General features: G+C 41.5%; 26 protein-coding genes. 22 read left to right on the plus strand and 4 right to left on the minus strand.

Annotated features, from left to right (window positions below):
• Positions 1–13: 13 nt before the first annotated feature.
• Genes VFC49_RS09575 through VFC49_RS09595 form a run of 5 tightly spaced genes read left to right on the plus strand, consistent with a single transcriptional unit; the run spans position 14 to position 4,192 of the window.
• Positions 14–1,051 (plus strand): ABC transporter permease, encoded by a 1,038-nt coding sequence (locus VFC49_RS09575; RefSeq protein WP_324735377.1) that lies wholly within the window; start codon positions 14–16, stop codon positions 1,049–1,051.
• The gene (locus VFC49_RS09580; RefSeq protein ID WP_324735378.1) at positions 1,048–1,980 is read left to right on the plus strand and encodes an ABC transporter permease; all 933 of its coding nucleotides are present in this window, start codon (positions 1,048–1,050) and stop codon (positions 1,978–1,980) included. Before VFC49_RS09575 ends, VFC49_RS09580 begins: the two co-directional genes overlap by 4 nt.
• A gap of 13 nt (positions 1,981–1,993) precedes the next feature.
• Complete coding sequence (locus tag VFC49_RS09585) at positions 1,994–2,965, plus strand: ABC transporter ATP-binding protein (RefSeq protein WP_324735379.1); 972 nt, start codon at positions 1,994–1,996, stop codon at positions 2,963–2,965.
• 17 nt (positions 2,966–2,982) lie between these two features.
• Complete coding sequence (locus tag VFC49_RS09590; protein ID WP_324736720.1) at positions 2,983–3,981, plus strand: ABC transporter ATP-binding protein; 999 nt, start codon at positions 2,983–2,985, stop codon at positions 3,979–3,981.
• A gap of 4 nt (positions 3,982–3,985) precedes the next feature.
• A complete protein-coding gene (locus tag VFC49_RS09595) occupies positions 3,986–4,192 on the plus strand; it encodes a hypothetical protein (protein ID WP_324735380.1) in 207 nt (68 codons plus the stop codon).
• Here the strand turns inward: VFC49_RS09595 and VFC49_RS09600 are convergent.
• Positions 4,186–5,208, minus strand: a complete 1,023-nt coding sequence (locus VFC49_RS09600; RefSeq protein ID WP_324735381.1) for a hypothetical protein — start codon at positions 5,206–5,208, stop codon at positions 4,186–4,188. The genes VFC49_RS09595 and VFC49_RS09600 overlap by 7 nt on opposite strands.
• Positions 5,209–5,277: 69 nt before the next feature.
• Here VFC49_RS09600 and VFC49_RS09605 point away from each other — a divergent pair, with 69 nt between their 5' ends.
• Positions 5,278–6,126, plus strand: coding sequence for a type I phosphomannose isomerase catalytic subunit (locus tag VFC49_RS09605; RefSeq protein WP_324735382.1), 849 nt, complete (start codon positions 5,278–5,280; stop codon positions 6,124–6,126).
• Positions 6,127–6,138: 12 nt separating this feature from the next.
• On the opposite strand, the gene VFC49_RS09610 is transcribed toward VFC49_RS09605, so the two are convergent.
• Positions 6,139–7,260, minus strand: a complete 1,122-nt coding sequence (locus tag VFC49_RS09610) for a hypothetical protein (RefSeq protein ID WP_324735383.1) — start codon at positions 7,258–7,260, stop codon at positions 6,139–6,141.
• Between the two features lie 423 nt (positions 7,261–7,683).
• Here VFC49_RS09610 and VFC49_RS09615 point away from each other — a divergent pair, with 423 nt between their 5' ends.
• The 16 genes from VFC49_RS09615 to VFC49_RS09690 all read left to right on the plus strand — a co-directional run bounded on the left by VFC49_RS09615 (position 7,684) and on the right by VFC49_RS09690 (position 24,373).
• Positions 7,684–10,389, plus strand: coding sequence for an alpha-mannosidase (locus VFC49_RS09615; protein ID WP_324735384.1), 2,706 nt, complete (start codon positions 7,684–7,686; stop codon positions 10,387–10,389).
• 36 nt (positions 10,390–10,425) lie between these two features.
• The gene (locus VFC49_RS09620) at positions 10,426–10,878 is read left to right on the plus strand and encodes an Lrp/AsnC family transcriptional regulator (RefSeq protein ID WP_013466289.1); all 453 of its coding nucleotides are present in this window, start codon (positions 10,426–10,428) and stop codon (positions 10,876–10,878) included.
• Between the two features lie 16 nt (positions 10,879–10,894).
• Positions 10,895–11,140 carry an Lrp/AsnC family transcriptional regulator gene (locus VFC49_RS09625; protein ID WP_013466290.1) on the plus strand — a complete coding sequence of 82 codons (246 nt, stop codon included), beginning with the start codon at positions 10,895–10,897 and terminating at the stop codon, positions 11,138–11,140.
• Positions 11,141–11,383: 243 nt separating this feature from the next.
• Positions 11,384–12,580 carry a scyllo-inosose 3-dehydrogenase gene (iolM, locus tag VFC49_RS09630; protein ID WP_324735385.1) on the plus strand — a complete coding sequence of 399 codons (1,197 nt, stop codon included), beginning with the start codon at positions 11,384–11,386 and terminating at the stop codon, positions 12,578–12,580.
• Positions 12,581–12,635: 55 nt separating this feature from the next.
• Complete coding sequence (gene iolN / locus VFC49_RS09635) at positions 12,636–13,730, plus strand: 3-dehydro-scyllo-inosose hydrolase (RefSeq protein ID WP_324735386.1); 1,095 nt, start codon at positions 12,636–12,638, stop codon at positions 13,728–13,730.
• A 36-nt stretch (positions 13,731–13,766) separates the two neighbouring features.
• Positions 13,767–14,789 (plus strand): zinc-binding dehydrogenase, encoded by a 1,023-nt coding sequence (locus VFC49_RS09640; RefSeq protein WP_324735387.1) that lies wholly within the window; start codon positions 13,767–13,769, stop codon positions 14,787–14,789.
• A 16-nt stretch (positions 14,790–14,805) separates the two neighbouring features.
• Complete coding sequence (locus VFC49_RS09645) at positions 14,806–15,075, plus strand: UxaA family hydrolase (RefSeq protein WP_324735388.1); 270 nt, start codon at positions 14,806–14,808, stop codon at positions 15,073–15,075.
• On the plus strand, positions 15,072–16,256 hold the full coding sequence (locus VFC49_RS09650; RefSeq protein ID WP_324735389.1) for a UxaA family hydrolase: 1,185 nt from the start codon (positions 15,072–15,074) through the stop codon (positions 16,254–16,256). Before VFC49_RS09645 ends, VFC49_RS09650 begins: the two co-directional genes overlap by 4 nt.
• Positions 16,257–16,267: 11 nt before the next feature.
• Positions 16,268–17,227, plus strand: a complete 960-nt coding sequence (locus VFC49_RS09655) for a sugar kinase (protein WP_324735390.1) — start codon at positions 16,268–16,270, stop codon at positions 17,225–17,227.
• Between the two features lie 5 nt (positions 17,228–17,232).
• Positions 17,233–18,117: a 4-hydroxy-tetrahydrodipicolinate synthase gene (gene dapA / locus VFC49_RS09660; RefSeq protein WP_324735391.1), complete on the plus strand. Its 885-nt coding sequence runs from the start codon at positions 17,233–17,235 to the stop codon at positions 18,115–18,117.
• Between the two features lie 11 nt (positions 18,118–18,128).
• On the plus strand, positions 18,129–19,208 hold the full coding sequence (locus VFC49_RS09665) for a zinc-dependent alcohol dehydrogenase family protein (protein ID WP_324735392.1): 1,080 nt from the start codon (positions 18,129–18,131) through the stop codon (positions 19,206–19,208).
• 36 nt (positions 19,209–19,244) lie between these two features.
• Positions 19,245–20,024: an MBL fold metallo-hydrolase gene (locus VFC49_RS09670; protein ID WP_324735393.1), complete on the plus strand. Its 780-nt coding sequence runs from the start codon at positions 19,245–19,247 to the stop codon at positions 20,022–20,024.
• A 139-nt stretch (positions 20,025–20,163) separates the two neighbouring features.
• Entirely contained in the window at positions 20,164–20,901 is a 738-nt protein-coding gene (gene mpgP, locus VFC49_RS09675) for a mannosyl-3-phosphoglycerate phosphatase (protein WP_324735394.1), read from the plus strand.
• Positions 20,898–22,280 (plus strand): mannose-1-phosphate guanylyltransferase/mannose-6-phosphate isomerase, encoded by a 1,383-nt coding sequence (locus tag VFC49_RS09680; protein WP_324735395.1) that lies wholly within the window; start codon positions 20,898–20,900, stop codon positions 22,278–22,280. The genes mpgP and VFC49_RS09680 overlap by 4 nt, the downstream gene beginning before the upstream one ends.
• Positions 22,281–22,307: 27 nt before the next feature.
• A complete protein-coding gene (glmM, locus tag VFC49_RS09685) occupies positions 22,308–23,681 on the plus strand; it encodes a phosphoglucosamine mutase (protein ID WP_324735396.1) in 1,374 nt (457 codons plus the stop codon).
• 71 nt (positions 23,682–23,752) lie between these two features.
• On the plus strand, positions 23,753–24,373 hold the full coding sequence (locus VFC49_RS09690; RefSeq protein WP_324735397.1) for a hypothetical protein: 621 nt from the start codon (positions 23,753–23,755) through the stop codon (positions 24,371–24,373).
• 29 nt (positions 24,374–24,402) lie between these two features.
• Here the strand turns inward: VFC49_RS09690 and VFC49_RS09695 are convergent, their stop codons facing one another.
• Both VFC49_RS09695 and VFC49_RS09700 read right to left on the minus strand, forming a co-directional pair.
• Entirely contained in the window at positions 24,403–24,873 is a 471-nt protein-coding gene (locus VFC49_RS09695) for a hypothetical protein (protein WP_324735398.1), read from the minus strand.
• A 37-nt stretch (positions 24,874–24,910) separates the two neighbouring features.
• Entirely contained in the window at positions 24,911–25,810 is a 900-nt protein-coding gene (locus tag VFC49_RS09700; RefSeq protein WP_324735399.1) for an acetamidase/formamidase family protein, read from the minus strand.
• Positions 25,811–25,843 lie beyond the last annotated feature (33 nt).

A 25,843-nucleotide genomic window follows, 5' to 3' on the forward strand; every position in this document is an offset into this window, starting at 1 on the left:
AGAGGTGGCAGAAATGGATGGTTCATCCTCAGCCTTAAAGGGGTACATGCCTGTGCTGAAGTGGTTTACAAAGCGTTTGCTGATTGCATTAATTACCATATACTTTGCAGTAACTCTCTCGTTTTTTGTTGTAAAGGCAATGCCTGGCGATCCCGTTCAGGCTCTCATTCAGATGTTTGTATCCCAGTACTACATGGACTATGACTCCGCAAAGAGTCTTGCAGAGGCTGCAGCACCATTCATACCTAAGGGGTCTGTGCTGCACCAATATATAAGCTATCTAATCAGTTTTCTTCATGGAAATCTTGGTGTTTCTATTTCGTACAGTACGGGGACTCCTGTAAAGGATTTGCTGGTTCAAGCAATTCCCTGGACCGTTTTGGTTGTAGGTTCCGCTCTTATTATAAGCTTCGCTATAGGTATTCTAATTGGGACGGGAATGGCTTACGTTCATGGAAGTAAAATTGATTCTTTTTTGGCAGTCTTCTTCTCTATAATCAGATCGATTCCAGAATATGTTGTTGCTTTGGTGCTCTTAATTGTGTTCGGATTCCACTTTGGATGGTTCCCAACAAGAGGGGCGTATAGTCCCAATGTTACCCCCGGATTTAATTTACCATTTATAAAAGATGTGCTGAAACATGCAGCACTCCCAATACTCTCTTGGGTTATAGTGCATGTTAGTGGATGGGCGCTTAGCATGAGAGCAAGCACTGTAACTGTGCTTGGAGAGGACTACATTACCTACGCAAAAATCAGAGGCCTTCCAAGCAGAAGGATACTTGTCTCATACATCGGGAAAAATGCAATACTGCCGCTGTTCACAAGCTTTATGCTGAGTATAGGCTTCATGTTTGGAGGTTCGGTTTTCATAGAATACATATTTGCTTATCCAGGGGTTGGAAACCTGCTGTATCAGGCAATAACCATGAGAGATACATACCTAATGCTGGGGGTTTTCAACATCATTATCGTGGCTGTTGTAATTTCGGCGCTTATAGCAGATATACTGTACGGAGTGATTGATCCAAGAATTAGGAGAGGTGCATGAAAATGGCTCAGAACGGATCATCTTTCTCTGAGCTCATCAGAAATGCTGTAGAGGATTGGATTATAATTCCTGGAAAGATAATTGCAAGAAACAAAAGGGGGCTTGTAGGACTGATAATCGCCTTAGGATATCTCTTTGTGGGGATAGTAGGTACACATATAATTCAGGAGCCTCAATCTTTTACCTGCATGCCTTACGAGCCCCCTTCTCTGCTAAAATGGCCCCCATCTTTTGAACACCCGCTGGGTTGCGATTACATTGGGACTGACATCTTGGCTCAGATAGTGTATGGAACTCCAATCGTGCTTCAGATAGCCCTTACTGCGGGATTAATAACCACAATAATCGGAGTGCTTGTGGGTTTGACAGCTGGATTCAAGGGGGGTATGGTGGATACCGTGTTGACTGGGATAACCCAGATAATCATGACAATACCGGGTCTTCCATTGATTATAGTTCTGTCAACGGTCATAAGAACATACCAACCTTGGACAATAGGTGCATTGATAGCCATCAGGTGGTGGACAGGCTTAGCTATGAGCATAAGATCGCAGGTGCTCTCTATTAAGCAACGTGACTTTATAGAGGCAGCGAAAGTCCTTGGAATGAAAACTCACCACATAATATTAAGGGAAATAATGCCCAATCTAATAAGCTATATTGCAATAAACTTTGTGTTTGCCGCTGTGGGAGCAATTTATGCCTCCGTTGGTCTGTACTTTCTCGGTGTTCTCCCAATAAGTACGTACAACTGGGGAGTTATGCTTAACATGGCATACAAGCAAGCTGGAGGAGGAGCTTCTGTTGCAGCTCTGCACTACTTCCTTGCCCCAATCTTGGCAATAGTCCTTCTACAGACGGGCTTAATTCTCCTGACGTATGCACTGGATGAAGTGTTCAACCCGAGAATAAGAACAGAGGTGTCATAAGGAGGGAAGGGGAATGGGCAACGAACGCATTCTTGAGGTTAAAAATCTTGTAGTTCATTACTTAACTGCACGTGGTCCTCTACCTGCAGTGAACGATGTCTCTTTCTCAATAGAGAAGGGAAGGATCGTGGGAGTTGTTGGAGAATCTGGAAGCGGGAAAACCACGCTGGCACTTGCAATATTGAGACAGCTGCCTCGTCTAACCAGGATTCATAAAGGTTCTGTCATGTTTCATGGAATAGACCTCGTTAAGCTTTCAGAAAAGGAAATGAATGAGATCAGATGGAAAAAGATCTCTTATGTTCCACAAGCAGCATTGAATGCTCTGAATCCAACAATAAAAATCATAGATCACTTTATAGAAACAGGGAATGCCCACGGAATAAATGATAAAAAGCTGATAGTGGAGAAAGCCGTGGAAATTATGAAAATGCTCAATCTTGAGCCAGAGCGTGTTTTGTACGGTTATCCCCATGAGCTCAGCGGGGGAATGAAACAGAGGGTGTTAATAGCATTATCAATGATTTTTGAACCCGAACTGTTGATATTGGATGAACCAACCACAGCACTTGATCTGCTCACTCAGAGGCTTATCTTGGATTTGATTAAAGATCTCCACAGAAGAACACACATGACGGTGATGTTCATAACCCATGATATAGCTACAATTGCCGATATTGCAGATGATGTTATAGTGATGTATGCTGGAAAACTTATGGAAAAAGGGGATGTTTTTACAGTTTTCAAAAATCCGCATCATCCTTACACAAAAGCTTTGATGAGCAGCATTCCTGACTTGACCGGTGACATAAATAAAATGAGGTCAATCCCAGGGTCATTGCCCGACTTAATAAATCCTCCTTCCGGATGCATATTCCACCCGCGCTGTCCATATGCTTTCGAAAAGTGCAAGAGAGAAGAGCCACCAGCGGTTGAGATCAAGCCTGGACATGTGGTATCATGCTGGCTGTATTCAAAACAATAGCAATGGAGGGAACGATGTTGGACACACCTATAATAGAAGTGAGGGATCTGAAGGTCTACTTTCCTGTGAAGAAGGGCATTTTTGGTAGGACTTATTATGTCAAAGCAGTGGATGGGGTGAGTTTTGAGATACCTGAGGAGGGAATTTTCACACTTGTTGGAGAATCTGGATGTGGGAAAACAACAGTTGGAAGAACCATTGTGGGGGTAGTAAAGCCAACAGCGGGGAAGATACTTTACAAAGGAAAAGACACATCCAGTCTCTCCAAGGAGGAATATCTGGAGTATAGGAGAAATGTTCAAATTGTACATCAGGATCCTTACTCCGCATTAAATCCAACAAAGACAGTATTTCAAAGTCTTGCTGCCCCTCTGAAAAGATGGGGAATTGCAAAGTCAAGGAATGAATTAAGAGAAAAAGTGTCTGAACTCTTGGAGTTGGTTGGTTTAAACCCCCCGGGAGAATTTATAAATAAGTACCCACACCAGCTCAGTGGTGGTCAGAGGCAGAGGGTTGTTATTGCAAGGGCCATTAGTGTCAATCCAGATGTTATAGTGGCGGATGAACCTATCACAATGATTGATGTATCGCTGAGAATTGGAATACTGGATCTGCTACTAAAGCTGAAGGAGGAAGTTGGAACATCCTATCTCTTTATAACACATGATTTTGGGGCAGCTCGGTATTTTTCGGCAAAGGGTGGAGGTTCAATTGCAGTCATGTACCTCGGAAAAATCGTAGAGGTAGCGGCGGCTGAGGAGGTTATTCAGAATCCGCTGCATCCATATACCAAGGCTCTGATATCTTCGGTTCCTGTGGCAGATCCAGAACTCTCAAGAAAAAGGAAGCCATTGAAGCTCAAAAGTCTGGATATCCCAAGCCCATTAAATCCACCAAGCGGATGCAAGTTTCATACCAGGTGTCCGTATTCAAAAGACATTTGCAGTAAGGTCGAACCAGAATTAAAGGAGGTCAGCCCTGGACACTATGTAGCATGTCATCTGTATCAGGGGTGATTTCATGCATCCAATGCTATACAGATCCCTCTTGGCTTCTGCCCTTTTATTTTTGGTGCTGGGTCTTATTGTGATGCCTTTCCTTAAACGAGGTGAACCTGCGTTTTATGCTAACATTATAGGGATGTCTCTATTGTTATTGTTCATAATTGGGATATCTGCTCTTCAATACAAAGATGCCAGAAATAGAAAAATAAAGAAATATCAATAAACTCTGTTGGAGTCCAGAATTGACATTATCTCACTGAAGTCTATTTTTCCAATTCCAATGAAGCTGTCAGCGGCACCGTATGCTATGAGGATTTCGTCATCGAGCCGGGCTATTCCTGTGGGGAAGACAACGTGGGGTCTGTCCCCATATTTTTCATAGATTTCTTGAGGTTCCATTATATAATGGGGAGTGACTGCAGTTATCTTTCCGTTGCCGTTCATGAGAACTGCAAATGCCTTATATATAGCATCCATGTCCGCGGCATGGAGAATCAAAAGGTATTCATCTTTTCCAACTTTAAGCGGTGGGGTTCCCCAGCCAATTTTGTATTCGAATTTTTCTTTGTCTATTGGGACAATTCCATTGTATGTCTCAATCTCCCTTGGTTCAGAAGTCTCAAAAATATCTTCTGGAACTTCACTGATTACACATAAATCTTTGGTTGTTCCATTTTCCCTAATTGTTGGTCTCTGAAACATTTTTAATCCGTTCATTTCGACAAGAAATGCGTCCTTATCCCCAACGACTTTTGCTCCTTTAACTTTGAATGCCCCTATCTTTTTCCAGCTCCCATCTCTATAAACAGCAGCCACTGGGAGATTCCTGAATAGTTCTTCGGTGTAATATCTTTTGGTCAGTCCGCAGTACACAAGAACTTTTTCACTATTAACAATTGTAGCCCGTGGATCTTCTACTCCCCACATGTCGTACTCCGTATCTGGAATGATTATTAACTTGCCTTCATATCTTTTTCTGGAGACTTCATCCAAGTCATCTACAGGTATTTTAACTTCAACAATTGCGCTTGAATACGGGTGCATGTAATATCCGGTAACCATCCTTGCATATACAGTTAGTGTGTCCCCTTCAATAAGCAGTCCTGGGTTGAAGACAGCCGCCGGTTTTCCCGGGTAGTTGGTGAGATGTATGTTGTTTGCAGATAGGACTCCGGTTCTTTTTACGATATCTGTGGTTTTATTCTCCCTTTTAACTTCCGGTATGTCGTATATGAGCATTGTACTCCCTCCATAAATGAAATCGAAAGTTATATAAGCTGAATTTTTATAAAACTTTTGGTGAAAATCATGTTCGAGTTTATAGAGCACTCTGGAGACGTTATAAAAAAGGTATGGGGCACTGAAACCTGGATTTTTTCAGCACATCCAGAGAATCCATCGGTTGTTGAGGTGGGAGATAAGGAGTACAATTTTTTGGATTTGTTGAAAAAACATAAAGAGTACATATTTGGCAATATTGAATGTTCCGATTTCCCAATTCTTGTAAAAATAATAGACCCAAATGAAACTCTAAGTGTTCAGGTTCATCCATCGGAGGAAGACGCTAAAAAGCTTGGAGAAAATGATCATGGAAAGGAAGAAGCGTGGGTAGTTCTCTCGGACAGGGGTTTTGTATATTTGGGTTTTGAGGGCGATTTTTCTGAAGTGGAAGAAGATGTTATCAAAAAGATGCACAGGGTGGATGTTAAAAGACTGGATGCAATAAACATCCCATCCGGAACATTGCATGCATTAGGTGCAGGTACAAAAGTGCTTGAAGTATCTACAAACTCGAACATCACATACAGGGTATATGACTTTGGCAGGGGAAGGGAGCTGCATCTTGATAAAGCGAAAAAGGTTGTAAAGAAAAGAAGCCTGGATGAATTGCTGCTGGGTTCAATAAGGGATAAACCTCTGAATACAGAATTTTTCAGAATTGAGTATCTGCATTTGAAGGGATCCAAAGAGTTCTTAGTTGATTCATTTGTAATTATTGTATGCACTGCCGGAAAAGCAAACATTACGGGGAAGCAGGAAAAAACCTACATAGACAGCACAAAGCATGTGCTTGTTCCGGGCTCAATTGGCAGATTTGTAGTTGAGGGAAATGCTGAGCTTTTCATAATAAGTCCCGGAAAACAGTGTGCAAAATAGAAAAGAAAGAGATCATTGGAGAATTGTATGCAGCCATTCCTGATCAATAAGCTCGTTATTTATCAGCTTGTCTCTGTTTTCTTTTACATACTCTTCAATATTTTCATTTATCTTTTCCTCGGTAATGCCGTATTCCTCGATAACTGAAAGTAGATAGTCAAGGTCAATTTCAAACTTCATTATCCTTGTGTCTGCAGCTCCATACCACCCTTCAACCTTCCCATCTGCCAAGGTTACTCCACAGATAAAGCACACTTTTGGCACATCACCTATTATCTCCCAGGGAGTATCGGGAATGCAGAGAGGTATTGGCAATAACTTTTCAATCTTTGGCTCATCTTTTACTTTTAAGATACCCGCTGTAACCCAATACTGATAGGGGATACTTCTCACGTGGACTGTGAAGAGGTATCTTGAGTTTCCAATGTAAATTGGCTGTGCTCCAAGTCCAATTTTGTAAACTCCCCACTCATCAAGAGGTGCGAGCAGAATTCTGTTGTTTTTTGGGGGAATTATCCTTATAAGCCTTTCATAAGGTAGTTTATTTTCTTTAGCTTTGGTATAAAGGGCTTGGGCTTGTTTGAACCCCTCGCTAAAATCTCCATACCATATACACGGTGGTTTGCTCCATGTTACTGGTCTGTGGATTAGCCAGGGTTTATCTCCAACCAGTGCCGAGTTTTTATCGTCTGGAATATCCACTATTCCAACAAAATAAGCCTCATCTGCTTTTTTTCCGAGGGAAACTCCGATATAGTCGGTGAAGTTTTTTCTTGATGGGGATTCTGTATCGTTTGCAAGCAATGTTGAATGGGTATGAACCCACCATTCATTAATTTTGGAGCATCTGTCGTCTTCAAATCCGTAGATGTATTCTTCAATTGTGTATGGAGGATATAAGAAAAATTCCTTTGTCTTCTTAAAATTAATGCCATCCTCTGATTCATAGAGGCGTATCCAGGAAGTGTAATTAACATGGTGGGTTGATGTTCTTGCATACAGATAGTATTTTCCGTCTTCCGAGCGGTATATTCCTGGATTAAAGACCACTCCTCCTTTTTCATCTAAAATTAGCCTTTTCTGGAGTTTATTGCTAAACAACTTTCTGTGCATTTCTACCAATTTTGGATCCATATTCCCACCTCTCGGAAAATCCTCCTTTGATAGTTCCCATGATGGGCTTTAAACGCCTTTATCATATGCTAAGCCCTTTCATTACCTAATAAACCTTTTTCAACACACATGTGTTTAATTTTTCTGTTGAAATAGTTGATGTATGAAAAGCACACTCTATATGTGTCCTTGTAGTTTGGATTAGAGTTTAGAAATTCAGGAAGCGCATACTCAAATGTCTCTTTTATAGGGGTATGGATACAATTCGGGCGGCGTGATCCTCACCATGGATAAACCTTTAAAAACTTTATACCCATGAGTCTTTCCGTTATCAATATCTCAGCTCTCTGTTATGCTAATTGGGGATGTCAAAACTCTTTTAATCGTAGAAAAGCTTTTAAACTGGAGAGACTCTCTGAAAAACATATAAATTGACTTGTAAAAGTGAAAATTAAGCATTTGGAAGCCTACAAAGCAAAGGAGATGGTTGTCATGAAAGAAAAGATAATTTATTTTCTTCCTCACACACATTGGGATAGAGAATGGTATCTGCCTTTTCAGATATTTAGGGCAAGACTCCTTCATGTAATAGACGTGCTTTTAGAGATGCTTGAGAAATTTCCAGAATTCAAGTTTAATCTGGATGGTCAGGTAATAGCCCTTGAGGACTACTTGGAGATCGAAAAGGATCCTCAGAAAACTGAAACCTTATTTTCAATGATTCGCAATGGAAGGGTATCAGTAGGGCCATTTTATGTTCTTCCAGATGAGTTCCTAATTTCTGGGGAAACTTTTATCAGAAACTTCCTCATTGCACAGAGAGTTTTAGAGGAACTGTCTTTACCTTCAATGAAAGTTGCATATCTCCCTGATATGTTTGGGCATTCTGCGTATGTGCCGACTTTAATAAGAGGGCTTGGGATGGATTCCGTTCTTATATGGCGTGGTGTGGGAGATAAATGTCGTGATACAGAGTTTATATGGAGGGGACCAGATGGAAGCGAGGTTCTTTGCATAAACATAATAAGGGGCTATTGGAATTTAGGAGTTCCCCCCAGTGATTACCATGAATTTAAGAGAATGGTGGAAAAAGAAGTTGAGTTTCTGTTCAAACACTCTCCGAGCGGTCACATACTTTTAATGGCAGGAAACGATCATAGATTCCCCTTTCCCCTGTTACCAGACTTCGTTAGAAAGTTGAATTCAGAGGGCTTAAAGTGTAAAATTGTAACCCTCGATGAATATGTTCAAATTTTGCAGAGAATGGAACTCAGCTTGAAGAAGATAGAGGGAGAAATGCGTGATCCGAAATATGCTCCAATACTTAAGGATGTTGCTTCAGCTCGTATCCATCTTAAGCAGAGGAGTCATCTAATAGAAAAAGAACTTGTGAGTATCGTCGAGCCACTGAGTGCCATTGCATATATTTATAGTCTGCCCTTGGGTTCAGTTTTAGACCTGTTGTTCTATGCATGGAAGCTCTTTTTGAAAACACTTCCCCATGATGACATATGTGGATGCAGCATTGACCAGGTTCACAAGGAAATGGAGGTGCTCCAAGATCAGGTTCTTCAGCTCATTAAAGTCATAAAATTAGAGCTTGTGAATAAGATAGCAGGGACATTAGTGAAAAATGGGACAGAAAATGGAAATCTTCAGCTTTTTGTATTCTCACCCTTTGAAAGGAAAACAAAAACGGTAGTTGAGAAAGAACTCTACATGCCTGAAGAACTTCCGGAGAATTTACTTGAACGATTAGTGGTCATGGAAAAGGGGAAAAAACTGCCGACAGTTGTTGAATACATACAAGAGAGGGTCTTTGATGGAATACAGGCTTTGAGTAATACATTTGAGGAAGAGTACATTGCAAGATTTCTCACGGAGGAGGCACCTCCTCAGCTGAAAAAAGGAAAAGTTGTAAAAATCAAATTTGAGGCGGAGCTTCCGCCAATGGGCTTCAAAACATTTAATATTGAATTTGACAGCGGAATCCTTAGACCAAAGGAGATATCAAAGAATGTCATAGAAACAGCATTCCTTAAAGTTAACGTCAATGAAGATGGCACGTTAACAATTGAAGACAGGAGAACAGGTAGGATGTACAGAAACCTCTTCTTCCTTGAAGATGCAGAAGATGTGGGCGACGAGTACAACTACTCTCCCTCAAAAAATCCTGAAATAATAACAACTCTTGGACAGAAGGCTAAAATTAAACGCATAACGGAAGATTCTATTGGATTTTCCGTGGAGGTTGAACATGAACTTAGACTGCCACAATCTTTTGACTTTGAGAGGGAAAGAAGATCCGAGAAGAAAGTCTCAATGCCTGTTAATATTACATACATAATTTACAAGAGGAGTCCAAGGGTTGACATTAAAATTGAATTTGAAAATATCGCAAAGGATCATAGACTGAGGGTGCATATTCCACTTCCAGTGCATGTGGAAACAAATATGTCAGATGATTATTTTGGTATAGTGACAAGGCCCAACAAGATTGAGATTCCGGAGGATCTTTCTCAGTATTCTGAAGTCCCTGAGTCAAGGTACCCAATGCAGAACTTTGTTTACATCGCGGATGATACTGGTGGGGTTGCTATATCTACAAGAGGGCTTAAAGAATATGAAACAATACAGAAAGATGGGGAAGTTGAAGTTGCTCTTACATTGCTGAGAAGCGTTGGTATGCTCTCCAGACCAGGACTACTAACTCGGAGTGAGGATGCAGGTCCCTCATTTTTAACACCTGAGGCACAGTGTCTGGGAAACCATATTGCAGAATTTTCAGTATGGTTTACAGATAAGCATGACTTGATTGAAGCTTACAATTTTTCCAGAAGGTATCAGATTTTTCCTCCGGTATTTTCCATTGGAGGAATAAGGGAAACGGAGATTTCACTCTTAAGTTTAGAGCCAGAATGCCTTATTTTGAGTTCATTTAAAGTATCTGAAGATGGAGATGGTACTATAATCCGATTTTATAATGTGAAAGACATGGATGTTAATGCAACTGTAAAACTGGGATGGGTTCCTAAAGAGGTTTGGCTTGCAAACATGGCAGAGAAACCAATCAAAAAGATCAAAACCAATGGAAATATCATTAAATTAAAAGTCGGAGCGAATGAGGTAATAACTCTCAAGGTAGTTTAAAAATTAAAAATTATTGTATTATGGGAGGTGGAATCGATGCCAGACCTTGACGAGATAGATAGGGAAATTTTACTTTTATTAAAAGATAATGCAAGAATGTCACTCACGGATATTGCCAAGAAAGTTGGGCTGAGTGTGATGGGGGTTAAAAACAGGATAAAGAAGCTTGAAGAAAGGGGCATAATCGAAGGATACTCAGCAAATATAAGCCTTTCAAGACTTGGGTATGATATCATGGCATTTGTTGAAATAAGCGTGGAAGCAAGAGTGAGAAGAGAGGTTGCAGAGGCACTGCAAAAGCGTAAGGAAGTTATAGAGCTATATGAGGTCACAGGGACATGTGATTTTATGGCCAAAATAGTTGTCAGAAACATGGAGGAGTTAAGAGAATTTCTGGCAATCACTCTGGCTAAGATGGAGGGAATCATATCAACTCAAACATTACTTATAATTAGGAATTACAGAATTAAGTTTGACAAATTATTGTAGGCAAGAGGTGATCGGAGTGAAGGGAATCATGGCATTTCTTTTTATAAAAACTCAACCTAAGAATCGACAGGTTCCTGTTGAAGATGAAATATCCAGAATGAAAGGGGTATTGCATTTATATGAGGTTCTTGGAGAGTACGACATGTGCGTGCATGTTCATGCTGGAACGAGGGAGGAGCTTTCAAATTTGCTTTACAATATCTCAACTGTTGAGGGGGTTAAAGAAATTACTACAATAATCATATCTAAGAGAATTAAATGAAGTTTCAATATTTCTTGGCTTAAGTTAAATTTTAAATTTAACATCGAAAAACCCCAGTAGATTGCATGTTCTCTACTGAAGATATTCCAAAAAATGGATATTTGATGGACAGAGAGATTCCTTAAAGAATTTTGATCTACGTATATCTACCTTTAAGTGCGGGAATGTTCTACAGCGTAGTTTAAATTTTAAAGAAAATTCTTATATATTGTTTGTATCTTAAAGCGGCATGAGGTGTTCACAATGGATGATATGCTGGCTGCTGTTCTGTATGCAAAATGGGATCCGAAACCCGAATATAAGCCCACTCCAAAGGACATTGAAGGCAAATTGACATACCTTGGAGGGCTTGTATGGAGGTATCCTGAACTTAGGGTGGAGCGTAGACCAATTCCAAAGATCAAAGAGGACGAAGTCCTGATAAAGGTTAAAGCATGTGGCATATGTGGGTCTGATATACACATGTACGAATCCGACGAGGATGGCTATATTCTTTATCCGGGGCTTACGGCATTTCCCTGTGTTCTCGGACATGAATTTTCGGGTGAAATTGTTAAGGTTGGGGAAAAGGCATACAATCAGTGGGGAGAAAAATTTGAGGTTGGAACACCAGTAACGGCTGAGGAAATGGTATGGTGTGGCTATTGCAGACACTGTAGGGATGGTTATCCAAATCACTGCATCAACCTCCAAGAAATTGGATTCAGCAGGGATGGTGCTTTCGCTGAATACATTGCTGTTCCAGCAAGGGTTGTCTGGGAGATAACAGAAATTGTAGAAAGATATGGGGAGAAAAAAGGTTATGAAGCTGGAGCATTAGTTGAACCAACCTCTGTTGCGTACAATGGAATCTTTGAAAGGGGAGGAGGTTTTAGACCTGGGGCATACGTGGTTGTATTTGGTGCTGGCCCTATAGGGCTGGCAGCTGTTGCACTATCTAAAGCTGCCGGGGCTGCCAAGGTTATAGCAGTTGAGATCGCAGAAGCAAGGCAAAAGTTAGCAAAGGAAATGGGTGCAGATGTCGTTATTGATCCAACTAAAATAGATTCAGTTTCTGGAAAAATCCTTGAAGTTACACATGGAGAAGGCGCTGATATGTATGTGGAAGCTGCTGGGGCTTTCCCAAAGACATGGCCAGCAATTGAAGAGACAATATGGAATGGTGAAAAAGTTAACGCAAAAGTCGTTGCCATCGGAAGGGCTGTAACACATGTTCCTCTTCAATTTGAAGTTCTGCAGGTTAGAAGAGCCCAGGTTTTTGGAGCCCAAGGGCATTCTGGACATGGAATCTTCCCGAGTGTTATTAATCTGATGGCATCCGGAAAAATTGATATGACAAAAATAGTGACCCACAGGTTCAAACTTGAGGATGCAGCTGAAGCATTGAAATTTGCGAGTGAGCAGAAAAGCAACATCGGGAAGGTTTTGATAAAGCCCTAACGTCACTTTTATTCTTTTTTGAGCTTCAGATGTCATGCTAAATGGAGGTGTAAAAATGTCACGTGAAATTCCAAAAGATTTAACATTTGAGAACACTCCAGTTGGAAAGTTGGAAAAATATATATGGACTGCAAGTGAAGAAGAAATAGACAGGATTTTGGAGGAATTTGGAATTCCAAGTCCGCCTGAACTGGCTAAGCCGGGAGTCTATATACAAACAACCCCGGGATACAAGGTTTTTGAAGAAGTCAGACAGTGTGATGTTGTGTTGATTCCCATTGGAAGTACGGAATTTCACGGCAACCACTTACCTTCGGGGACGGACACCCTCTATGTTACCCAGATAAGTGAAGCCGTGAGGAGATACATGAAGAAAAAAGGAAAACCTGTAGCGATAACCTGGCCAATAAACTATGGCTCCCATCCCTGGCACCATTACGGAATGCCTGGAACAGTGATAATTGAGGAAGACCACCTGAAGGATTACATCATTGATGTTATGCTGGGACTTTGGAACCTCGGCTATAGAAAGCAGATACTCATAAACAACCACGGTCACTTCTGGGTTCTTGAATCTGCTATTCAGGAATTTATGAAAAAGTATCAGCTGCCGGGGATATATATTGCTCTTGATTGGCACAGGGCGGCAGGAAAATTCTTCCGAACCAAAGAGAGGGGAGGGGAATTTGAGACAGACTTTGTTCATGCAGATGAGGCTGAAACGTCAATAGCCCTGCTTCTCTTCCCAAAAGAGATGGTTGATATGGACAAAGCAGTTGATACCACTCCAAGGGCTTATCTGCCGGATGGCCACTTTGATAAAGCTGTGGATGGTCTGCTGAGACCAATGAGATGGAGCAGTGCTGAGGGTCACATTCCAATTGAGATAGTAAATACTCCTGAAGGAGTTGTTGGAAAAGCCACGCTCGCTGATGCAAAAAAAGCAAAACGAGCTATAGCATTTATACTTAAATACTTGGAGCTATTGATTGACCAAATCCTTGAGAAATTCCCACCTGGGGAGGTTCCGCCGGTGGAAGAAGTGACCTTTAGAACAAGAGAAGAGATGGAAGATTATCTCAAGCTTCCGGGAGATGAAGGATGGAAACCGGTTTACGGACTCGTAAAGAGATTGGGGGGGAAGGGCTGATCTTCGTTTTTTACTTATATCGTTGGGGGGTCTGAATTGAAGGCTCTTGTTAAATACGCCAAAGGACCTTGGAATATTGAGCTTAGAGATGTTCCAGAGCCCAAAAGCCGGGAAGGCTATATAATTGTTGATGTGAAAGCTGCGGGAATATGTGCCTCTGATCTGCTGATAATCCATGATAAAGGGCATCCTTATGAGCCTCCAATTATTCTGGGTCACGAGTTCTCGGGAGTTGTCGCTGAGGACAAGGGGGAGTGGAAAAAAGGTGATAGGGTTACCTCCCAGACGACATTCTCCACTTGTGGAAAGTGTTATCTGTGCAAATCTGGCTATCCCCAACACTGTCCAGAGAAAAAAGTGATAGGCATAAAAGCGAATGGAGCATTCACTGAAAAAATTTTGGTTCCAGTGAGCGGTTTGCACAGAATACCCAAAAACATGAGCTTTGAAGAAGCAGCCATTACAGAGATCGGGGCTGACGTTGTTTACGCTTTGAATGAGAGAGCAAACCTGCAACCCGGGGAATTTGTAGTTATTTTCGGTCCCGGAGCAGTTGGACTATTTGCTGTCCAAGTGGCTAAAGCAACGGGAGCTGAAGTCGCCATAGTTGGCACAAAGATTGAAAGGGATGAATACAGGTTGAAGCTGGCTGAAAAGCTTGGGGCTGATTATGTGTTGTATGCCGAAGAAAATCCTGTTTCAGAAGTGAAGTATTTAACAAATGGTAAAGGAGCTGATGTCGCCTTTGAAGCAAGCGGTGCTGCTCCAGCGGTTCTCCAAGCTTTGCAAATAACAAGAAATCTTGGAAGGATAATAGCCTTTGGAATCCCCAAGGGCAGTGTAACTATTCCGTGGAACATGATTGTCTTTAAGGCAGTGGAAGTAATTTTCCATCTGTCCTCTTCGTGGACATCTTGGGAAAAGATTCTTTATCTGATGAGGGAAGGAAAAGTAAAAACAAAACCATTAATCTCCAAACCTTTTAGGCTTGAAGAATGGGAAAAGGCCATTAAAGAAGCTGAGACCGGGTTTAGTCCAAGGGTTATTCTAAAGCCATGACCAGAGGTAGTATATCATGAAGTTCGTGATAATGAACAGAAAGGATAATGTTGCAACTGCAATAGTGCCACTGAAAAAGGGAGAAAAAGTTGTAGTTGGAGGCAGAGAAATAATTCTGCTTGAAGACATCCCCCAAGGACACAAATTTGCTATTTGGGACATAAATGCTGGTGATTTCATCATTAAATACGGGGAAATTATTGGAATCGCTACGAGGAACATAAAGGCTGGTGAATATGTACACATTCATAATGTCAGGAGCAGGTATCAGGGGGCGATGAAATGAAGTTGGGTGAGATAAAAGGCTGGAGGCGGGAGAATGGGGACTTTGGGATAAGAAACCACATCGTGGTTCTATCCTCGGTGGCATGTGCAAACCATGCAGCTCTGGAAATTGCAAGGAGAACAGGAGCAATCCCGATAATTCAAGAAGAAGGTGCTTGTGGGATGTTTGGAGAGGATAGGAAGCGGTTTTTGAGGTGCATGGCTAACGTTGGCTCTCACCCAAACGTTGCATGGACATTAGTAGTAGGTCTCGGGTGTGAGGGCATCGATGCTCATCAACTTGCTGATGAAATATCTAAGAGGGGTAGAAACGCAGAATCGTTGTTGATTCAAGAACTTGGCATGGATAAGACAGTGGAGAAAGGTGTTGAACTTGTAAACAGAGCAAAGGAAAATCTAACTCCGCGGAGAGAGACTGCTGGAGTTGAAGAGCTCGTTATTGGCTTGAAGTGCGGGGCATCTGACTATACTTCTGGCTTAATTTCAAACCCTTCTGTTGGAAAAGCTGTGGACATTCTTATAGAGCATGGTGGAACTGCCATAATTACTGAGAGGCTTGAACTTGTTGGAGCCGAGCAAATCTTAGCAAGAAGGGCTAAAAGCAAAGAGGTTGCTGAAGATTTTCTTAGGAGAATAAAGAAAGCCGTTGAGGATGTTAACAAAAGAGGGGTTGACTGGATAGGATCTCAGCCATCAATGGGAAACATAAAGGGAGGTCTAACGACCATAGAGGAAAAATCTCTTGGCGCAGTCAAAAAGGCTGGAAATGCTCAATTGGAGGGGTGCCTCGATTACGGAGAAAAACCAAAAGGTAGAGGGCTGTACTTTATGGACGGTCCTGGATATGACGTTAAAGCAGTAAGTGGACTAATGTGTGCCGGGAGTCATATAATACTTTTTACAACGGGTTTGGGAACCTATCTTGGTTCTCCAGTTTCACCTGTAATTAAAATAACTGGGAATCCAACTACTGCGAGGAAGCTTCGTGATGCAATAGACGTTGACCTGAGCGTTCTTCTTGAGGAGATAATATCAAGGGATGCTTCTCTTGATGAAATACTTGAAATTGGTGGGAGGATGATACTGGAGGAGATAGTACGTGTTGCAAATGGGAAGCTGACAAAAGCAGAGAAAAGCCAACATATTGAGTTTTCAATTGAACTGACTGGTATAATAGCTTAGGGGTGTCTAAAATGCCTTCTGCAGTTTCTTTTGGGGAAACGATGATTAGGTTCTCAACGAAGAATTTTGAACGAATTGAACAGGCGAGGGAGTTTGAAGTTAGTATTGGTGGGGCCGAATCGAATTTTGCGATAGCCTTTGCCAGGCTTGGTGGAAGATCGGCGTGGATAAGCAAACTCACCGATAATCCTCTTGGGAGGCTAATAGTTAACCGGATCAGGGAGCATGGGGTAGATGTATCAAATGTCATATGGACAAAAGAATACAGGGTTGGATTGTACTTCATAGAATTTGGCAGAAAACCCAGGGGAATTGAGGTTCTTTATGACAGAAAGAACTCAGCGTTTGCTAATATCCAGCCGCATGAAGTAAACTGGGAAGTGCTCGCTGAATACGATGTATTCCACACTACTGGGATAACCGTTTCATTGAGCGAAAGTTGCAGAAAGTCTGTGAAAATGGGGATCACAAGAGCAAAAGAATTTGGTACGAAAGTTTCGTTTGATGTTAATTACAGAGCAAAGTTGTGGTCTCCTGAAGAAGCGTTCAAAGCTCTTGACGCGATTCTCAAAGAGGTGGACATACTCATTGTCACAAAGGAAGATGCAAAGAGTGTTCTGCTTGCTGAAGGAAGTTATGAGGACATTGTACGGGAGCTGTATCAAAGATATGGCCCTGAGGTTCTTGTGCTCACTCTTGGTTCTGAAGGAGCAATGGCAATTAAGGATGGAAGGATTTACAGAGTTAAACCTTATCCAATAGAAGTTGTTGACAGGATAGGAGCTGGAGATGCCTTTGATGCTGGTTTCATATATAGGTACTTGGAGAAGCAAGATGTAAAAGAAGCATTAGAATGGGGGATTGCTATGGCAGCATTGGCACATACCATACCCGGTGATCCAGTGTATATAGTTAGAGACGAAGTTAGAAGGCTCATTAAAGGCAGAGAGTATTGCGAAATAATGAGGTGATTTTGATGATTGAAGGAATTTTTCCTCCGGTTGTAACGCCTTTTAAGGAAGATGAAAGCATTGATGAAGAAAGATTTGCATCATTTTTGGAGTTTTTGGTTAAGAGAAAAGTTAGCGGACTTTTTCTTCTTGGAACTAATGGAGAAGGACTCTCACTCGAAAAGGAGGAGAAAATCAGGATCATGGAAATAGCCGTGGAAACCGTAAAGGGAAAAGTCCCTGTTATAGCTGGAACTGGAGCAATAACCACAAGGGAAACCATAAAGTTAAGTAAAGAGGCTGAGAGAATCGGGGTTGACGCAATCCATGTGATAGTTCCCTATTATTATCCATTGTCAAGAGAGGGTATCTTAAGGCACTATGCTAAAGTTTCTCAAGAAGTAGATCTTCCAATTCTGATCTATTACATTCCCAGCAGAACAGGAAACAAAATTGATGTAAAGACGCTGTGTGAGCTTGCTAAATTGAGAAACATAATTGGAATTAAGGACAGCTCCAAAGATGTGACATGGTTTTATAATGCTATTATGGCTGTAAAAAAGGAAAATCCAGATTTTGTATTTTTGGGTGGCAGTGATGCATTGATATACACCCATTTGATGTTGGGAGGGAATGGTGCAGTTTCAGCGATAGCAAATGCATTTCCCGAAATAGTGATTAAATTATACGAGGAGTTTAGGGCAGGAAATTTAGCCAAGGCAAAAGAGATTCAGGATAGGATTCTAATTATACGACAGATATTAAAGAAATACCCATATCTTTCTGGTATCAAAGCAGCTTTAAAACTTAGAGGTATTGATATGGGTGTTTTGAGGAGTCCTTTAGTTTTTTTGAGTAAAGATCAGTTGCAATGTTTAAGGGAGGAACTGAAAGCTGTTGGGGTTATATAGGGGGTGTTGTTGTGAAAGCTGCAGTATTTAAAGGGGAAGGAAAGCTTGTAATTGAGGACGTTCCAAAGCCCGATCTGAGTAAAGACCTAATTATTCCAAAAAAATACAAACCAAATGAATTTGTAAAAGTCAGAAAAGAAGAGCTTGTCCTTTTGAGGGTTTTAGCAGCAGGAATCTGTGGAACTGACCTGCACATACTAAGCGTTCCCCCAGGACACACTGCCACTCCTGGAGCAATACTTGGACATGAGTTCGTTGGGGAGGTTGTGGACGTAGGAAGTGAAGTTGATAACGTTAATGTGGGAGATCTTGTAGCGGTTGATCCAAATATAAAGTGCGGAAAATGCTGGTTCTGTAGAAACGGCTATCCAAACATGTGTCCAGAAATGACGACTCTTGGAATATACGGAAATGGAGGATTCGCGGAATATGCAGTTGTTCCGGCTAAGCAGGTATATGTGCTCCCAAGGAGCATGGATATTGACAAGGCAGTTTTATTTGAACCTCTGACAACGGCAGTTCACAACTGGGAAAAGGTGAATTTAAAGCCAGGAGAGAACATCCTGATATTCGGAGCTGGGCCAATAGGGGCGTTTTTTATTAAACTCGCACAAATTTCGGGAGCAAATGAGATAATAGTTTCCGAACCAAGTTCCTTGAGAAGAGAAATCGCCAGAAAGCTTGGGGCAACAAAGGTTGTTGATCCCATAAATGAAGACGTTGTTGAAATTGTCCACTCGGTCACCAAATATGGGGTCGATGTTGCTATAGATGCAAGCGGAGTTCCAGTTGTCATAGAGCAAGCTGTTAGGGCATTAAGACCTGGAGGTAGGCTGTCCCTCTTTGGCCAGCAGAACATTCATGCCTTTGCAGATAAAGTTAGTTTTACCCTGATGAATCAGAAGGAACTCCATATATTTGGATCATACGCTGCAGCAAAAAGCTTTGATCAGACGATTGAAATACTGAAAAAAAGAGAGACCGATGATCTTAAGAATATAATTACCCATCGGCTTAAGCTTGAAGACATTCACAAAGGACTGGAGCTCATGAGGAAAAAGGAAGCCCTGAAGGTAGTGATTTATCCGTAGATATGCTAATGAACAAAAGGACATACAATTCAATTTGTGACAGGAGATGAGCAGGAGGAATTGGGAGTGATACTATACTTCATAGGAACCGCAGCTTCTGAAGGAATCCCTAATCCATTATGCAAATGCTCAACTTGTCAAGAGGCAAGAAAGTTTGCTTTTGCTCAAAGAAAACCGCCCACCCTTGCAGTGCTTTTGAAGAGAGGGGGGGTTGTGCTGTTCGATGTTGGTTCTGATATTGGTGAGCATCTGCCAGGAGTTTCAATTAGAACTGTATTCCTGACACATTGGCACAATGACCATACGTATGGTCTCTACAAGTTGAGGTGGGTGGCAAAGAAGCTCTCATTATATGCACCGAGGGAAGGTGCCGATACCACAATTCTCAATGAACCAAGAAACCTCGAAATTCACTTCATCAAAGCAGGGGATACAATAAAGCTTCCTCCTCTAAAGATAACCGCATTAAAGCTGAATCACTTCCCAGAAACCCTCGGGTATCTTTTGGAAAGCAAAAAGAAAAAGGTTGCTATCCTGTATGACACCAAGGGGCTTCCTGAAGAGACATATGAGCTTCTTAAAAAGAAGAAGCCCAAAGTTGCTCTTGTTGATGCCACATACCCTCCAGGCGTTGAGATGCCAACCCACAACAACGTTGATGAAGCCGCACTCCTTGGCTTGAGTGTCGCTGAAAAAGTTTACCTAACCCATATTGCCCATCATAATCTGCCATTCACGAAGCTGCTTGAATACGTGATTGAAAAGTATGGGGAGAAAGTTAACGTTGCATACGATGGCATGGTGGTGTACGTGTAATCTTTGATATTTTTGTTTTCATCTTGTTTTTACTCCTTTGATAAATTTTATATACCTGCATTAACTAAACACCAATCCGGAGCATGGGAGTCTTTTGTTCTTAATATGCCGCATCTATATAACTTTATCAGGTGATAGAATGAGAGTGATATTCCTTGACCTTGATAAAACTTTAATTGGAGATGATTACTCTCCAGAACCAGCAAAACAAATAATTAACGAGCTAAAAAGAATAGGGTTTAGAATAATCTTTAATTCATCAAAAACAAGGGCAGAGCAGGAGTATTACAGAAAAGCTTTGAATGTTGAGGATCCATTCATAGTGGAGACAGGAAGTGCAATATACATCCCAAAGGACGTATTCCCATTTAAGTTTAATTTCACAAGGGAAACTGAAAGATATTTTATCATAGAGCTTGGTGAAAGCTATAGAAAAATTCGAAATGTTCTTAGTGAAATCGGTTGGGTATTTGGGCTTAAATACTATGGAAATTCGACAATTGAAGAGATAATGAAATTTACGGGTTTGCCAAAGCATCTTGCTGAGCTTGCAGCAAGGAGAGAATACTCAGAAACTATCTTTCGGTGGAGGAATGAAAAATTTGTGGATATAATTAAATCGAAGGGGCTTACAGTGTCAAAGGGAAGCAGATTTTATAATGTTCATGGAAATACAAACAAAGGAAAAGCTGCTCATGTGCTTTTGCTTTTATATTCTAAATTATTTGGAGATATAGAAAGCTATGCTGTTGGAGACAGCTTTAATGACTTCCCCCTATTTGAAGTTGTTGACAAGGCGTTTATAGTTGGGAACCTAAAACATCCAGAGGCTGTGAATATCAGTTCAATAAAAGAATTGCTGGAGGTGATAGAATGAAGACTTTAATTTTGGCTGGAGGAAAAGGAACTCGTCTGTGGCCGCTGAGTAGAGAGTTAATGCCAAAGCAGTTCATAAGGATATTTGATGATACCTCTCTTTTCCAAAAAACTGTAGAAAGAGCGTTGCTCTTCTCAAAACCGAAGGAGATTTTTATAGTAACCAACAAAGAATACCACTTCAGGGTTTTTGATGAGCTCAGAGACATGGGGATTGATATCCCAGAGGAAAACGTTCTCCTCGAGCCGGTTGGAAAAAACACCCTTCCAGCTATTTACTGGGGGATAAGAACGATTAATGAGAATTTTGGTAAGTCCAAAGTCGCTGTTTTGCCCTCAGATCATTTAGTTGAGGTCAATGAAAAATATATCGATGCATTTAAAAAAGCAGAAAAGCTTGCCGAGGCTTATTTCGTAACATTTGGAGTCAAGCCTACAAAGCCCCATACTGGTTACGGATATATAAGACCCGGAGAGAAACTGGATGTTGGTTATAAGGTTGCTGAATTTAAAGAAAAACCAGACTTAGAGACAGCGAGAAAATACGTTGAGGAAGGCTACTACTGGAACAGCGGAATGTTCATGTTTGATACAGAGCTTTTCATTGAGGAGGTCAAAAAGCTAACTCCAGATGTTTACAAGGCGTTTGAAGAGGCTAAGAGCATTGAAGAAGCCTATGAAATGGTTCCAGACATATCTGTCGATTATGGAATTATGGAAAAGACTGACAAAGCTGCAGTTGTGCCCTTGAACGTTTACTGGAATGACCTTGGAAGCTTTGATTCCATCTACGAAGCATTCAAAAAAGATCAAAACGGTAACGCAGTTAGGATAAGAGGATTAAAAGCCGAATACATAGGAATTGACTCAAACAACAACTTGATTATAACAGAACGTTTAACGGCGACGGTTGGTGTGAGGGATCTTATAATAATTGATACGGGAGATGCTCTACTTGTTGCATCAAGGGGGGAAGGTCAGAAAGTTAAGCTGGTTTATGAAAAGCTCAAAGAAAAAAATGATGAAAGGGCTATTGTCCACAGAACAGCTTACAGGCCATGGGGTTCTTATACCATCCTCGAAGAGGGAGACCGCTATAAAATCAAGAGATTAACAGTACTGCCTGGAAAAAGACTTTCACTTCAAATGCACTATCACAGGTCGGAGCACTGGGTCGTTGTTAGAGGAACAGCAAAGGTTGTTGTTGAGGACAAAGAAATGCTCTTAAGACCTGGGGAGAGTGTGTTCATACCAGCTGGAGTTAAACATAGATTAGAAAACCCGGGAAAAGTTGTTTTGGAAGTTATAGAAACTCAAATAGGAGAATATCTCGGAGAAGATGATATAGTGAGGTTTCAAGATGACTTCGGAAGAAGTTAAATGTCAAAAACAAAAAAGGTGATAAAAATGGGAAAGCTGTTTGGAACATTTGGGGTAAGGGGAATCGCAAATGAAAAGATAACCCCGGAATTTGCCCTTAAGATAGGGATGGCATTTGGAACTTTGCTGAAAAGAGAGCAGCCGGACAAAGAACTTTGGGTTGTCGTGGGGAGGGACACAAGGGTAAGTGGTGAAATGCTGAAAAATGCATTAATTTCTGGACTTCTAAGTGTCGGAGTGAACGTTATTGACGTAGACATTGCCCCAACCCCTGCAATTCAGTTTGCATGCAGATACTTTGGAGTTGACGGCGGGGCAGTGATTACTGCATCCCACAACCCTCCAGAATACAATGGAATTAAGCTTTTGGAACCAAATGGGTTGGGCTTAAAGAAGGAGAGAGAGGCTGTTGTGGAGGAGCTATTCTTCAAAGAAGAATTCGACATGGCAAAGTGGCATGAAATTGGCCGTTTAGAAAAGAGAGACATAATAAGACCTTACATCGACGCAATAAAGTCTAAGGTTGATGTTGAAGCAATAAAGAAGAGAAAGCCCTTTGTAGTAGTTGACACTTCAAACGGTGCAGGCTCATTGGTGCTGCCCTATCTACTTAGGGAACTTGGCTGTAAGGTTGTCAGCGTGAATGCTCATCCGGATGGGCACTTCCCAGCAAGAAATCCAGAGCCAAATGAAGAGAATCTGCAGGGATTCATGAAGATTGTCAAAGCGTTGGGGGCAGATTTTGGTGTTGCTCAAGACGGGGATGCAGACCGTTCAGTGTTCATTGATGAGAATGGAAACTTCATTCAGGGAGACAAAACGTTTGCTCTCGTTGTTAAGGCAATGCTTCAAGAACATGGCGGAGGCTTGGTTGTTACAACGATAGCAACCTCACACATAATTGATGAGCTTGCAAAGCAGTACGGAGGAAAAGTTCTCAAGACGAAGGTTGGAGACTTGATAGTTTCAAGGGCTTTGCTCGAGCACAATGGCTTGGTTGGCGGAGAGGAGAATGGTGGCGTGATTTTCCCGGATCATGTCTTGGGCAGAGATGGAGCAATGACTGTGGCAAAGATAGTTGAGATATTTGCAAAGAGCGGAAAGAAGTTCAGCGAGCTTATTAACGAGCTTCCCAAGTTCTATCAGGTGAAGACAAAGAGGCACATTGAGGGAGATAGGCATGCAATAGTTGGAAAAGTCGCCAAAATTGCGGAGCAGAAAGGCTTTAAGATCGACACAACAGATGGAACAAAGATCCTCTTTGACGATGGCTGGGTTTTGGTTAGAGCAAGCGGAACAGAGCCAATAATAAGGATTTTCGCAGAGGCGAGGAGCGAAGAGAAGGCTAAAGAATATCTTGATCTGGGACTTAGCCTTTTGGATGAGGCTTTGAAGGGTTAATTCTCTTTTTTCTTTTTAATTTTACGTAAAAGATTAATACTCAAATGACATAACTTGCTTTGGTGGAACTCATGAGGAAGCGTCTCCTTCTTTTTTTGATTGCACTCATTTTAATGGCTATATCACTCGCTCAATATCGGGAAAAGGATGTCAAAACGTCTTTAGATGAGATAAAAGCTTCGAATATTGGGAGAATAAATCTCCTAAATATCACGATAATAGAGCGAGGCTCTAAGGAGGATGATCACATCAATGGAAGTGTTATCCATCTCTATGGTGAATTTCTGGGTTATTGTTCAGATGCGTTCACATACAATATTAGCGGCTCTACAATTGATGTTTACATTTTGGAAGATTGGACAGTTGATGTTCTTTTCAACAGAACCCCAAGGAGAGTTAAAACAGTGGCTGGAGAAACAGTGACACTTATGTGCCCTTTGGTATTGTTTGGAGGAGAGTTGGTTATTGAACTTGAGGAGATACCAGAGAACTTAACAATAAACGTCTGGCTTGACGACTATCGGGATAAGAAAGTGGAGCTTAGACTATATGAAAGATGGCATCTCAAAAATGGAAGCGTACAGAGGGGTGCATATCCACCAGTAAAGGGCATTAGAACTCTATCCATTGAGCAAGTTAGAAGCCTTATCAAGAAGCATGGTCTATTTAATATCGAGAATCAGAAAAGATAAAGGATCACAGGGGAAAATTATGCTTTTTATCAGCCAAAGAAAGCTCCCATCATATCCATCTGCTCTTCGCTGAAGCTTTTAACCTTAAACTCTGGCATTTCTGGAATTAATCTTTCATAATCAGCTGGGCTTATCTTTTCAGCTTTACCTTCTTTGACTTTGAAGTACAAGCCGAGACCTTCGCTCTTGTATGCAACTAAGAACTCTTCGCTTTCAATGTCGCTCATCTTAACGAAGATTGCGTTTCCACCTGTATATGGTTTTTTACACTTGAATGGAAAGCTTGCTGAATTTAACATAGCGTCTCCAAGTGCCATATTTGCTTTTTTACCGTTGATCTCTGTCCAGAACTTAACCCCCTCAAAATCTCCCTCAACAACAAGGAGAAAATTTTCCCCATCAAGCTCTATTACTGGTGCTCCCTTTTTCTCTAAAATTTCAAAGAGCTGAGCTATTGTTTCCGCATTTCTCAAGCTTGCAACGAATCCTTCAACTTTCATTTTGATGCCTCCTATTTGTTCACTCCAAGCTTTTGGCTTAAAAACCTTCTGTGTAAAGAAATGCCCCAAGACTCACGTACTCCTTTGGGATTTTCACCCTGATAGTCTTCGCTGGATCAACTATCTGGCTTATCTGGACATCCATCACAAGGCTTGCCAGCATATATGCCTCATCCCATTCAAGCTTGTTGGCATTGGCAAGTGCTTCAACTCCCAGTTTAACTCCTTCCCGAATAGCGTCGTTTATATCCTCTTTGGATACAAGGAGGTAATAAGCGTCGGCTGTTTCAAGGAGGGGCCATTCAAGCTTTCCGTCCAGCACATCAACTTCAACTTTCACGCTTCCAGAGACTTCACAGGCGGAGACACACACTTCACCATCCGCCATGACAGCATGCAGGTCGCCTATTGCCAAAAGACCTCCCTTTCTGAAGATCGGCAGGTACAATGTTGTATCTTTTGCTATCAGGTTAGTGTCCATATTACCTCCATGTTTCCCAGGTGTTCCTGTTGGGACTTCTTCGTCATATGCCACGCCAATGACCCCTATCATGGGCTTTGCCGGTATCTTGATGTTTCCAAAGTGAACGATGCCACGCTTTATTCTGCATATCCTTGTTTTTGGTGCTTTAACGATATTTCCAAGCACCCCTGCATTTGGGGCGGTGACTATTACACCTTCCTCCCCCACCTTGATATCAAGAATCTTAACTGCCAGAACTTTGTTACGTTCGGCACCCTCAACGTAGAGAGGTCCTGTAGCAGGATTTACGCGGGAGAAGTCGATCTGGGCTATCGTATCTTTTTCAGACTGTATTTGATCTCCTAAAGCGTCTATCGTTTCGAAAACAACAACATCGCCGGGCTTCGCTTTGGCTGCCGGCTTCATATTTGGACCAAAAGAATACACATGCTTATCTTTTGGCACCAGAATCATGATAACCCCCAAGTTTTTATTTTATGGCTGTGG

The organism is Thermococcus sp. SY098 (assembly GCF_035621495.1).
In the GTDB taxonomy this organism is placed as follows: Archaea; Methanobacteriota_B; Thermococci; order Thermococcales; family Thermococcaceae; genus Thermococcus_B.